The organism is Pseudochrobactrum lubricantis (assembly GCF_041929865.1).
Taxonomy (GTDB): domain Bacteria; phylum Pseudomonadota; class Alphaproteobacteria; order Rhizobiales; family Rhizobiaceae; genus Pseudochrobactrum; species Pseudochrobactrum saccharolyticum.
Map to the genome: position 1 here is coordinate 255,424 of NZ_JBHEEE010000004.1, position 12,438 is coordinate 267,861.

At 52.7% G+C, this 12,438-nt stretch carries 6 protein-coding genes; 2 read left to right on the forward strand and 4 right to left on the reverse strand.

Annotation, left to right across the window (positions count from 1 at the left end):
- Window positions 1-15: 15 nt before the first annotated feature.
- Window positions 16-2,946 carry a bifunctional [glutamine synthetase] adenylyltransferase/[glutamine synthetase]-adenylyl-L-tyrosine phosphorylase gene (locus JNC80_RS10410; RefSeq protein WP_376710274.1) on the forward strand — a complete coding sequence of 977 codons (2,931 nt, stop codon included), beginning with the start codon at window positions 16-18 and terminating at the stop codon, window positions 2,944-2,946.
- 2 nt (window positions 2,947-2,948) lie between these two features.
- On the opposite strand, the gene JNC80_RS10415 is transcribed toward JNC80_RS10410, so the two are convergent.
- Both JNC80_RS10415 and pepN read right to left on the reverse strand, forming a co-directional pair.
- A complete protein-coding gene (locus JNC80_RS10415; protein WP_376710275.1) occupies window positions 2,949-5,333 on the reverse strand; it encodes a PAS domain-containing sensor histidine kinase in 2,385 nt (794 codons plus the stop codon).
- Between the two features lie 318 nt (window positions 5,334-5,651).
- The gene (gene pepN, locus JNC80_RS10420; RefSeq protein ID WP_376710276.1) at window positions 5,652-8,291 is read right to left on the reverse strand and encodes an aminopeptidase N; all 2,640 of its coding nucleotides are present in this window, start codon (window positions 8,289-8,291) and stop codon (window positions 5,652-5,654) included.
- Between the two features lie 314 nt (window positions 8,292-8,605).
- On the opposite strand from pepN, the gene JNC80_RS10425 reads away from it, so the two are divergent.
- Window positions 8,606-9,535, forward strand: a complete 930-nt coding sequence (locus JNC80_RS10425) for a DMT family transporter (RefSeq protein ID WP_075654813.1) — start codon at window positions 8,606-8,608, stop codon at window positions 9,533-9,535.
- A gap of 108 nt (window positions 9,536-9,643) precedes the next feature.
- Here JNC80_RS10425 and JNC80_RS10430 read toward each other — a convergent pair whose 3' ends face one another.
- On the reverse strand, window positions 9,644-10,942 hold the full coding sequence (locus tag JNC80_RS10430; protein ID WP_376710277.1) for an MFS transporter: 1,299 nt from the start codon (window positions 10,940-10,942) through the stop codon (window positions 9,644-9,646).
- Between the two features lie 374 nt (window positions 10,943-11,316).
- Window positions 11,317-12,222, reverse strand: coding sequence for a uracil-DNA glycosylase (locus JNC80_RS10435; protein WP_376710278.1), 906 nt, complete (start codon window positions 12,220-12,222; stop codon window positions 11,317-11,319).
- Between the last annotated feature and the right edge of the window lie 216 nt (window positions 12,223-12,438).

A 12,438-nucleotide genomic window follows, 5' to 3' on the forward strand; every position in this document is an offset into this window, starting at 1 on the left:
GGGTGGAATTGCAGCATGACCGGTGTTTTGTTTTTTGATAGTTCGCTGAAATCTCTGACAGTTCCCGATCCGCAACAGGCAAAGATTTACCTGCAAAATTTAACAAGAGCGGCGGCGGAGCGCGGATGCAGTGCTCTGAGCCGCTATCTTGAAACCGCAGATGAAACCGGATTTTTATCAGCAATTCTCGATTGCTCATCTTTCCTGAGGGAAGTGACAGAAACCTGTCCTGAAATTCTGGAAAGCCTGTTTACTGCACCACTTGATGTACTGCTGGCAAAGACCTTGGAGCAGATTTCTGCTCTGGGTATTGATCCGGAAATGACGGAAAATCGCTTGATGACGGAACTGCGCCGTCTCAAGAAAACAGCTCATGTGCTGATTGCACTGGATGATCTGGCAGGCTTTGCTGATGTGATGCAGACCACCGATCGCCTGAGTGATCTCGCAGAGGCCAGCCTACGCGCTGCCGTACAATTCCTGCTGCTTGAAAGCGATGCAAAAGGCAAGCTGGCATTGCCGGATCGCAATAATCCTGAAAAAGACAGCGGGCTGATTGTGCTTGGTATGGGGAAGTTCGGCGCAAGGGAGCTGAATTATTCTTCCGATATTGATCTGATTATTTTTATCGACAGTGATCGTCCGGCCATTACCGACCCTTACGAATGTGTTGATCTGTTCTCACGCATGGCGCGGCGGCTGGTCAAGATTTTGCAGGACAGAACGGCGGACGGTTATGTCTTCCGTGTGGATTTGCGTCTGCGCCCTGACCCCGGAGCAACGCCGCTGGCTATTCCGGTGAGCGCAGCACTGCATTATTATGAGGGGCGCGGCCAGAACTGGGAACGCGCGGCGATGATTAAAGCGCGCCCTGTCGCCGGTGATATCGCTTCGGGCGAGCAATTTATCAAAGAACTCGCGCCCTATGTCTGGCGCAAATATCTCGATTATGCGGCGATTGCCGATATTCATTCGATCAAGCGTCAAATCCATGCGCATCGCGGTCATGGTGATATTGCTGTGCGCGGCCATAATGTGAAACTCGGGCGCGGCGGTATCCGCGAGATCGAGTTTTTCGTTCAGACCCAGCAGCTGATTGCAGGCGGGCGCTTTCCTGAATTGCGCGGCTCGCAAACGCTGGCGATGCTGACCAAGCTCTACGAGCGTGGCTGGGTGGGTGAAAATGCCCGCGATCAGCTGAGCCGCAATTATCAGTTTCTGCGCAATGTTGAGCACCGTATTCAGATGGTGGCTGATGAACAGACGCATATTCTGCCGGAGGATGATGAGGGTTTCAGCCGCATCGCTTCGATGATGGGCTATCCGGATAATGAAAGCTTCACAGCGGAGTTTTTGGCCGTTCTGCGCACTGTTGAAAAGCATTATGCGGCATTGTTTGAGCAAGCGCCGGAACTTGGCAGCAGTGGCGGCAATCTGGTCTTTACCGGCGAGACGGACGACCCTGATACGCTGCAAACTTTGTCACAGCTTGGTTTTGAGCGTCCGAGTGATATTTGCCGGATCATCCGCACATGGCATTTCGGCCGTTATCGCGCAACGCAAACGGCAGAAGCACGTGAACGCTTAACCGAACTCACACCCGCCTTGCTGAATGCTTTTGCAGCAACTGAGCGTGCCGATGATGCTCTGTTGCGGTTTGATGGTTTTCTACAAGGTTTGCCGTCGGGTATTCAGCTTTTCAGCCTGTTGCAGTCCAATCCGGCGCTACTTAATCTGTTGGTACTGGTGATGAGCGCGGCACCGCGTCTGGCCGAAATTATCACCCGTAAGCCGCATGTCTTTGACGGTATGCTGGACCCGCGCATTTTCTCCGAATTGCCAACGCGCAGCTATCTCGAAGAGCGGTTGGATACTTTCCTCACCCATGATGAACCTTATGAAGAAACGCTCGATCGTTTGCGTATTTTTGCGGCCGAACAGCGGTTTCTGATCGGCATTCGCTTGCTGACCGGTGCGATTGACGGTGTGCGTGCGGGCAGGGCTTTCTCTGATCTGGCCGAGCTGATGATCGATCGTGCGCTGAGTGCGGTGATGAAAGAATTCACCATCCGCCATGGCCAGATTGCCGGTGGTCGCATTGCAGTGTTGGCCATGGGAAAACTGGGAAGCCGCGAACTCACCGCCGGTTCCGATATTGATATCATCCTGCTCTATGATCACGATGCGGATGCTGACTATTCGGACGGTGAGAAGCAGCTTGCCGCATCGCAATATTATATCCGTCTGACACAGCGCCTGATCGCGGCATTGTCCGCGCCTATGGCCGAAGGCGTGCTTTATGAAGTGGATATGCGCCTGCGCCCAAGCGGCAATAAAGGGCCGGTGGCAACCCATATCGAGGCTTTCGGAAAATATCAGCGCAATGATGCATGGGTATGGGAACATATGGCGCTGACCCGTGCCCGCGCCATTGCCGGTGACCAGTCCTTCCGCGACGAGATTGATGCGGAGGTCGATGCTATTCTCGCCATTCCTTCAGAGGTCAAAAAGACTGCTAAGGAAATGACCGATATGCGTGCGCTGATTGCCAGTGAAAAACCGCCGCGTGACAATTGGGATTTGAAACTACGTTCCGGCGGTTTGATTGATCTGGAATTTATCGCCCAGTTCGCAGTGCTGACAGGGCAGGTGGCGACAGAGACCCGTCACACTTCCACAGAGCTAAACTTGCGTCATCTGAAGCCGGATTTTTCCAGTCCTGCACTGGCCGAGGAACTGGCCACAGCCCATCATTTCTACAGCAATCTCACGCAGATCATTCGACTGTGTGTTGATGATAATACGGGGCGGGAGGATTACCTGCCGGGCTTGCTGGAATTGCTGTGCCGCGCTGCTGAATTGCCGGATATTGCCCATGTCGAACATCAGCTGGATCAGACGACAGATACCGTGTCAAAAGCCTTTAAACAATTGCTTAAAGGCTGATCTCACGCGGCAACATCATTGCTGATCTGGTTTGTACCGGCAGGCACAACGCGGTCAGGAATACGCACGGAAACAATGGTGCCCACACCTTCTGTCGAGCAGATGCGCAGGGCACCATTATGCAACTCAGCCAATGAGCGTGAGATAGCAAGACCAAGGCCGGAGCCTGTATGGGTCTTGGTGAACTGGTTTTCCACCTGTTCAAACGGATGACCGAGCTTCTTCAGCGCGTCGCGCGGAATACCGCAGCCGGTATCCTTGATGGTGAGGATCAGCGCACCATTGGTCTTGCGGGCGCGCACCAGAATGCGGCCGCCATCACCGGTAAATTTCACCGCATTGGACAGAAGATTAATCAGCACCTGCTTGATCGCACGGCGGTCAGCGCTGGCGGTGATCGTGTCGGCAATGCTGGTTTCAACCGCAATATGCTTCTGCTCTGCCTGTAGAGAGATCACGCGCACGGTTTCTTCAATCAACGGATAGAGATCAATCTCTTCGCGATCCAGAGAGAAATGACCGGCTTCAATCTTCGACATATCGAGAATGTCATTGATAACATTGAGCAGATAATTGCCGCTGGTATGAATGTCGTGAATATATTCCGCATAACGCTCGGAGCCGAGCGGGCCGAATGTGCCTGCCGAGATCATTTCGGAGAAACCGATAATCGCATTGAGCGGTGTGCGCAATTCATGGGACATATTGGCAAGGAATTCGGACTTGGCACGGTTCGCGCTTTCCGCACGTTCCTTTTCTGTCGCATATTTGGAGGCCAGTTCTGACAGCTCGCGCACGCGGTCTTTCTCCGCTTTACGGGCAAGGCTCAGATCCTGAATGGTCGCCATCAGACGGCGCTCACTATCCACCAGACGTTCCTGATGCAGCTTCAGCTGGGTAATGTCTGTACCAACCGATACCAGACCACCGTCCTGTGTGCGGCGTTCGTTGACCTGCAGCCAGCGGCCATCGCCAAGCTGGCGCTCGAAAGTCTGCGCACCACTGCGGTCATTTTCATTGGCCATGCGGCGTTCAAAGGCGGCAGGACGCAGCAGCGGTTGAATATCTTCGCGGGTTACACCGGCTTTCAGAGCTGTAGCAGGCAGGCCAGCATATTCATTATATTTGCCGTTTGACATCACCAGACGGCTCTCGGCATCCCAGAGAACGAAAGCCTCGGAAATGCTTTCAATCGCCTCACGGATGCGCAGATCGGCTTCTGCTGTCGCCTGCGCAAAGCGGTGCTGTTCGCTGACGTCAAAAGCAATACCAACCAGATGCACATCACCTTCATTGGCGATTTCCGCACGTACGCGCATCCACACCCAATAGCCGTCGGCATGGCGCATACGCAGCACTTTGTCGACCTGACGCAATTCGCCGGACATTACCTGCGTGGCGATTTCGTAGAGATCACCATCCACCGGATTAACAATCGCGGCTACATCGCCGAAGGACAGCACACTGTCTACCGCTTCATAGCCGAGCATTTCATACATTGAGCGCGACCAGTACATGCGTCCGCGCGCCATATCCCAGTCCCAGAGACCGCAACGACCGCGCGCCAGTGCCAGATCAATCCGCTTCTGAATTTGATGGGAAAAATCATCGGCATCGCGGGCACGCGCTGCCTGAGAAAAATAAGCGTAAAGAATAGCCAGCAACACGCCGGCGGTCGCAGCAAACAGCGTAATATTCAGCGAGAGAACCTGTCGCCAGTCTTTAAAAATTGCTTTTTCAGTGTTGAAAGTCAGAACAGAAAAGGCACCGGCCGCAGCAGCCTGCACATTCTGCGGTTCAACCTTTTCAGCGGCTGCAAAAGCAGCTTCACTGCGATATTTGACAGGCAATACACCGGCGCGGCTGCCAAACATCAAGAGCGGCTGTGCTTCGGTGAACAGCGTCTCGGCCTGAATGCCGAGCAACTGACGGCCGCTCAGAGCGGCAACGATCTTTGAGTTTTCATCGAGAATGGCAAGTTCATGACCTGCATTAATCAAGCCCTGCGAACGCAGTTCAACCAGTAAATTCTGGATGGAACTATAGTCACCGTCGCTGTCCGCAGGCGGTACAGATTCAATCTGTTTTTGCAGCTTCGAAGCGACATGCGCGGCAGTCAGCGCCATTTGGTGGCGGGCATCGCTTTCGATCTCGTCACGCTGATTGAGCAGCGACAACATGCGCGCACCGGCGAGAATAATCAGAAAAGCAATAATCAGCACCGGCACGACGCGGCGCAGCAACGGCTCAAGGGAAAGGAGCTTGCGGTAGGCAGGGCCCGACAACAGATAAACATAGCCGGAAAGCTTGAAACGCTTGCGCTGGCTTTGTCTTTCTGAGGTGTAACGGACACCATTCGGCGCGCGGTACGCGTCGGTATTTGCCATCCTGTGGCCCTCATCTGAGTGGTTGCTTTTGAAGTGATTCGGGGTGAGAAATCCGAATAACCCTAATGAATCAAATGTGATTCGCTGTGTCCAGTGCTTTTAATTAATAATTAATAAAAAACCTGCGCCGATTCGAAGGTGATTCGATCAGTTTTCGGAAGGTGACACGTGAGGTCAGTGCTGCATGATTCTGATTTGATTCAGAAATACACTGCTGTTCAGTCTTTATCGTAAAACATTGTGTTCTTTTTAAAGCGTTTCCTGAAATGCAGAAGACGAGTGCGGAAGTTCTGATTGAGATTCCGCACCCGTCTTTTGTCAGGCCAGCATGCGTTCTGTAATATCACGCACATCAGCTGAGAGGTTTTCAGCCTGAGCGATGGTTTCCAGTGCTGTTTTCAGGTGGTCGCGGCGTGCCGGTTCCAGCGTTTTCCATGAGCGCAGGCTGGTCAGCAGGCGCGACGCCAATTGCGGATTTTCACGGTCGATTGTCAGGATCAGATTGGTGAAAAACGCATAGGTTTTGCCGTCCGGCCGGTTGAAGCCGGTCGGATTGCCTGCTGCAAAAGCACCAAGCAAAGCGCGTGTTCTGTTAGGATTGTCGAGCGAGAACAGCGGATGCTGCATCAGTTGCTGCACAGTTTCCAGCGCATCAGGAGCAGGGCGGCGCGCCTGCACACCAAACCACTTGTCCATTGCCAGCGGTACATTGCCATAGTCTTTTTCAAACTGTGCCAAGGCCTGTGTCGCATTGTCATGACCGTAAAAGCGATGCACCAGCAAGGTCAGAGCCGCAATTTTGTCTGTCATATTGTCAGCGTCATTGAACTGGGCATAGACACGCGCAGGGTCGTTATCCGAGGCTGCAAGATAGCTCAGCAAGACTGCTTTGAGCGCGCGTTTTCCTGCACCTTCCGCATCCGGTGTGAAAGCTGCTTTGTCTTGCAGGCTCGCATAGGTTTTGGCGAACAGCGCAGCATTCTGCGCGGCAATCACGGAGAGCAGTGCTTCTCTGCTGCTGCGGATCAGATCAGGATCAATATTGCTGCCAAGCTCGCGGGCAATATCCGCTTCTTCCGGCAGGGACAGACACAGCGCGCGGAAAGCGTGATCCAGTGTCTCATCCTGCACCAGTTCAGCCAATAATTCTGCCAGTGCCGGATCAAATGCGACCGGCTCCTGCAGCCGCAGTTTTTCAACATTGCTCATAATGGCAGTGCTCATCAGCTGATGAATGACCTGCCAGCGGCCAAAAGCATCACTGTCATGACGGGCAAGAAACAGCTGCTCCCCACGGCTCAGTTGCTGGCTGAGATGCACCGGCGCGGAGAAACCGCGCAACAGCGAGAGAACCGGCTTTTCAGCAATATTGTGGAATGTCCAGCTTTGTGATGCTTCCCGCAGATGCAGGACATCGCCTTCAAGTCCTGCACCCTCATGGGAAGTAACAGCGATATCTTTGCCATCGGCACCGATCAGCCCGAATTTGACCGGAATATGCATAGGCTGCTTATGGCTCTGGCCCGGTGTCGGATCCGTCTTTTGCGCCAAAGTGAGGCGCAGGCTCCGGCTTGCGGCATCATAGTCACTGCTGACAGTCACAAGCGGTGTACCTGCCTGATCGTACCACAGCGCAAAATGGGCGAAGGAGCGACCGGTCACATCCTCAAAACATTTGATGAAATCTTCAATCGTCGCAGCTTCACCATCATGGCGGCTGAAATAGAGATCAAGTCCTTTATAGAAAGATGCATCACCAATAATGGTGCGCAACATACGGATCAGCTCACTGCCTTTTTCATAAACGGTTGCCGTGTAGAAATTATTGATCTCGCGATATTCTTTCGGCCGTACCGGATGCGCCAACGGGCCACCATCTTCCGGAAATTGCTGTGCTTTGAGGATTTTCACCTCGTCAATACGATGAACAGCGCGGGAGCGCATGTCACTGGAAAATTCGTGGTCGCGATAAACGGTCAGGCCTTCTTTCAGGCAAAGCTGAAACCAGTCACGGCAGGTAATGCGGTTGCCCGTCCAGTTGTGGAAATATTCATGAGCAATCACCGCTTCGATACCGGCATAATCCGTATCAGTGGCCGTCTGCGGATCAGCGAGAACATATTTATCGTTAAAGATATTCAGGCCTTTATTCTCCATTGCGCCCATATTGAAATCGGACACGGCAACGATGTTGAAAATATCGAGATCATATTCGCGGCCATAGACTTCTTCATCCCAGCGCATGGAGCGTTTCAGCGCATCCATTGCATAGGTCGCGCGGTCTTCATTGCCGTGCTCGACATAGATATTCAGCGCGACTTGCCTGCCGGACATTGTGGTGAACTGATCGCTGATCGACCCGAGATCACCGGCAACCAGCGCAAAAAGATATGACGGCTTGGGGTGCGGGTCATGCCACAGCGCATAATGACGGCCATTGGCGAGATCGCCGCTTGCTTCAAGATTGCCGTTGGAGAGCAGAATTGGCGCAGCCTGTTTGTCTGCCTCAAGACGAACCGTATAGACCGAGAGAACATCCGGCCGGTCGGGGAAATAGGTTATGCGGCGAAACCCTTCCGCTTCACATTGGGTCGTATAGACATTGCTGGAACGATAAAGCCCCATCAGCTGCCGGTTGGTTGCCGGGTTGATCCTTGTGACAATCTCCAGCGTAAACGCGCTCTGTTGCGGCAGGGAGCGGATGGTCAGCAGTTCCGGCGTTGGGGTATAATCGCTGACCGGCTGGTCATTGATCTGCAGGCTCACCAGTTCCAGCTCATCGCCGTCCAGTATCAGCGGCGCGGTGAGGGAAACACCGTCGCGGCGCTCAATCGTCAGGCGGGCTGTGACAATGGTTTTTTCCGGATCAAGCTGATAATCCAGCTCGGTTTTGCGTATCAGGTAATCTGACGGGCGGTAATCTTCGAGGCGAAAGACATGACCTGTATCGGTACGCATAACTGCTCCTGAACTGACTTAAAACATATGGATATGAAGCTAAAACATTTCGTGGACGGGTGAAACCGCCTGTGACGAGAAATTCCTGTGATTGTTTCAAATGATAATATGAAGCGCCCGTTTCGCCAGCACGATCAGTATGGTTTTCAGGGCTGATAAAGTTTTTGGAATTTCCCGAAAATTCTACAAATAGGGGTAGCAAACTACCTTCAACCAGCTATGGTGTTTGCATATAAAAAGAGGGAGTCTGCCGTACCGGATTTGACGGCAGTTAAGGAATTTTCATTGTGAATGCCCCTGAGCGCCATCTGCCTTTGGCAGATACACCCGCCGCTGCAGATGAACCAAGGCCATTGCTTGGTATTGCCTGCAAAGTTACATCTGTCTTCATTTTTGTGCTGATGTCGACACTGCTGAAATCCGCAGAAGGCATACCTGCGGGAGAACTGGTGTTCTTCCGCTCGTTCTTTGCGATTTTTCCGGTTGTGATCTATCTGGCCTATACGCATCAGCTGCAGGGCGCGATGCAGACCTCGGATATTTTCGGCCATATCTGGCGCGGGCTTGTCGGAGTTATGTCCATGCTCAGCGGGTTCTATGCGCTGACCTTGCTGCCTCTGCCGGAAAGCATTGCCATCAATTACGCATCCCCGCTGATGATCGTGGTGCTGAGCGCAATTTTCCTGAAAGAACAGGTGCGCATTTATCGCTGGAGCGCGGTGCTGATCGGCTTTGTCGGTGTGCTGATTATTGTCTGGCCGCGTCTCAGCCTGTTTTCCGGCGGTGGTGTGAGCCATGGCGAGGCGGTCGGTGCGGTCTTTGCGCTGATCGGGGCTTTGTCATCGGCCGTTGCCATGATGCTGGTGCGCAAACTGGTGAAGCGTGAGCGTACCGCAACGATTGTGATCTATTTCTCGATCACCTCAACGGTAATTGCATTATTTACAATGCCTTTCGGCTGGGTCGTGCCGCAATGGTGGCAGCTGGCGCTGTTGATTGCAGCGGGCTTTGCAGGCGGCATTGCGCAGATTTTCTTGACTGAATGTTACCGTCACGCGGATATGTCCACCATCGCTCCGTTTGAATATACATCCATGTTGCTCGGTCTTGGTATCGGTTATGTGGTTTTTGGCGATGTGCCGACACTGCCGATGCTGATCGGCAGCACAATTGTGATTGGCGCGGGTATTTTCATCATTTTCCGCGAGCATAAATTGTCAGGCAGAAAACTGAGAAGGAACTGAAAAACTTAGAGCATAATTCCTTAAATTTGGATCAGTTTAAGGTAAAACTATGCTCTACTTTTAAAGTGTTAGAGCGACCTTTGTGCGCCCAACGGGGCGTCCGACGCTCTAGTCCTTGATGTTTTCAGTTGAACTGTTTTCTGCTGGGTTTTCTTCTGTTTCTTCCTCCGGCACATCGCTGCGCGGATCCATCTGATAGCTTTCAGGCGTATTGATATTCTTGGTCGCCTGATATTTGAATTCGGTTTTCTGATCGCTGATGGCAGGGCGTTCGCGCAGGCTGATGCGCCATAAAGCATGCAGCCCATAGGCTGCAAAACAGATAATCAGCGTTACCGGCATACCGGTCTTGCCGAAGCTCTCCATCATCCGCGCGGCAATCTGCGGGCCAATCATATTGCCGATGCCATAAACAATCAGCAAGCCGCCGGAAATTTTAACGAACTCATTGGCTTCCGCATAGTCATTGGCATGAGCGACATTGAGGCTGTAAATCGGAAACAACACCGCCCCCATCAGGAAAATGACCATATAGCCGCTCAGGCCGTCTGCCGGTGAAAACAGCATCAGACCCAGAGACAGAATAACGCCGATAATACCGCTCAGCACCATGACATAACGGCGGTCGACAAAATCCGAAAAACGCCCCAGCGGATACTGAAAAATCGCTCCGCCGATCATCGCTGTAACCAGCATTGTCGCGATGCTTAAATTATCGAGACCATTCATCTGGCCGTAAATCGGCGCCAGAATATTCCACGCACCGGCAATAATGCCGGACACAAGTGAGCCGACAACAGCTGCGGGAGAGCGCTTATACAGGCCTTTAATATCCAGCGAAACCTGTGTCAGCGGCTTCGGCGACTCCGCGCGCGACAGGGCGGTCGGGATCAGAGCGAAGCTGTAAATCAGGGTGCAGATGATAAACAGGGTCTGCGTGGAAGGATCACCAAAAGGCAGAATATATTGGCCGGACATGGTGCCGACCATGGTGGTGATCATATAGACCGAGAAGATCATGCCGCGGCTGTCATTATTGACGCGCTCATTCAGCCAGCTTTCCACCACCATATAGCCGCCTGCCAAAGAGAAACCGGCCAGCCCGCGAAAGGCCATCCATGCGATCGGGTCGATAATCAGCGAATGCAGCAGAAGCGACATGCCGAGAATGGTCAGCAAAACGGTAAAGACGCGAACATGCCCGACATTGCGCACGAAGATCGGCACCACCAGACAGCCCGCTGTAAAGGCGAGGGAATAGAATGTCCCCATCCAGCCGATTGTAATGGTTGACCAGCCTTCCATACCGGCGCGGATCGGCAGCAGCAGACCTGCCAGACCACCGGCCATAAGCATCAGAAGCGTACTGAAAAGAAGCGCTGTAATCGGCAACAACTGAGCTGGCATGGATTTATCCGGACACTGAACCTGCAAGAGCAGGCTATCGTAAATGCGAAAATATTCAGCGACGCTTTATTGTAAAAAACAATGCAGGGATACTGGCATTTTTAGTCGGGAATGAAATTCTTTTTCACGGATGTTTATGTCGCATTTAAACTGGTGATGCAGCTAGAGCGGTTTGCGTCCAGACTGGATTATAGCGCTCGCTCTAGATTCTTTATTTGGTCGCATTATCACGGGCGTCAAGTTGATCCAGCTTGACTGTGAAATGCTCTAGAGCGCCGTGTGCCAGACTTGGCACACAAAACTCGCTCTAACACTTTAAAATGAGAGCATAATTTTACCTCAAACTGATCCAAGTTTAAGGAATTATGCTCTGGTCAAACGGCATTCTCGGCCAGACGCATTTTGACCATCAGCCAGTCTTCCCATGCGAAGCGTTTTTGAGCCGGTGTGCGTAGCAAATAATCCGGATGCAGGCTTGGCATAATCGCAACGCTCTGCTCTCCGGCAGTCGTGAGACTGTGCCAGTTACCGCGCAATTTATAAATCGGCTCACGGGAGCCGGTCAGGGCTTTGGCAGCAGGATCACCCAGTGCAACAATCACTTTAGGTGCAACCAGTTCAATCTGCCGGTCAAGAAACGGGCGGCATAAGTCCAGTTCCAGCGGTGTCGCAGGGCGATTACCCGGCGGACGCCATGGCAATGTATTGGCCAGATAGGCTTGTTCGCGCGTCAGATTAATAGCGGCAAGGATGCGGTTGAGCATCTGCCCTGCAGGGCCGGAGAAGGGAATACCTTCCAGATCATCATCACGCCCCGGCGTGTCACCGATCACCATCAGTTCTGCATCAGCAGTCCCGTCAGCAAAGCAGATATTCTTGGCGGTGAATTTCAGGCGGCAGCCGTCAAAACCGGCCATTGCCTGTTGCAGGTCATCAAGGCTGGCAGCGCTGCGGGCAAGCTTGCGGGCATCTTCCAGCAAAACTTCCGGTGCAATAGCAGCCTGTGCAGGCACAGATGCTGCGGCCTGCGGCTTTTGCTGCGTACGGTTTGCTTGCGGTGCATCACTGCGTGCCTGAGACTGCATGCCACCTGCCTGTGCAGATGTGGCATTGCGCATAGAATTATCAGGCTGGGCTGTGCGTTTCGGCTGTGCAGCTGCCAGTGTTGCAGCCTCTGCAAAACGGTCAATTGGTGCATCACTCAGCGCGGAATCCACGCCGGCTTCCGCATAGAAGCGAATCAGATCTTCCCAATTGGCTGTGATTGCAGTGTCTGACACACGATTGTTCCGGTTTTAGGCTTGTTTACAGTTCTGAGGTCGCAAATTGCAGAAGCTTTGGCAAGGGCTTTCGGGCATGCCTGTTTAAAAACCATTTACATTTACGTAAACGTCAATATTATAGTGATCTGTTAGTGAACAAACGTCATGATCTGAGGCGATTTTGGACAATAGGACGCATTTGAACTGTGTTACAACTCTGTATCAGGTGGAGAT

What these genes read in the sequence shown, in the direction of transcription:
- JNC80_RS10410 (WP_376710274.1), top strand. Translation starts at nt 16, where the DNA reads ATGACCGGTGTTTTGTTTTTTGATAGTTCGCTGAAATCTCTGACAGTT.
- pepN (WP_376710276.1), bottom strand. Translation starts at nt 8,291, where the DNA reads ATGCGTACCGATACAGGTCATGTCTTTCGCCTCGAAGATTACCGCCCG.
- JNC80_RS10430 (WP_376710277.1), bottom strand. Translation starts at nt 10,942, where the DNA reads ATGCCAGCTCAGTTGTTGCCGATTACAGCGCTTCTTTTCAGTACGCTT.
- JNC80_RS10415 (WP_376710275.1), bottom strand. Translation starts at nt 5,333, where the DNA reads ATGGCAAATACCGACGCGTACCGCGCGCCGAATGGTGTCCGTTACACC.